The 306-nt window shown below is 34.0% G+C and carries 1 protein-coding gene; it reads right to left on the bottom strand.

Annotated elements, in window-relative coordinates:
• Positions 1-279, bottom strand: a 279-nt coding sequence (locus M979_RS23665; protein WP_209439650.1) for a glycosyltransferase family protein, incomplete at its 3' end; no start/stop codon positions are given.
• Positions 280-306: the final 27 nt, after the last annotated feature.

Here is a 306-nt window from a genome sequence, read left to right as displayed (position 1 = left end):
ATTAAGAGTTAGAGAATTATCCATCTGAATCAAATATGAAAAAATATTTAGCATCCTTTCATAATTTTTTTGATGACATATTCTCCCGACTGCAATAAATCCATCACGCGTCCGACTATCTTGTAGAAGATGTATTTTATTTTGATCAATTGGATTTTCAATGACCACGCAATTACATCCATCCTGGACATAGTTCGGTACATCTTTGTTTGTCAATGAAACAACGACACTGGCATATTTATAAATTTTTTTCCTAATACGCCCGAAAAACCCAATCATTGATTGCCTGTAGCAGAGATGGTCACA

Origin of the sequence: Buttiauxella noackiae ATCC 51607 (genome assembly GCF_001654865.1) — a bacterium.
Lineage (GTDB): Bacteria > Pseudomonadota > Gammaproteobacteria > Enterobacterales > Enterobacteriaceae > Buttiauxella > Buttiauxella noackiae.
Note: the sequence above shows the minus strand (reverse complement) of the source record. Positions and strands in the feature narration are given on the sequence as shown.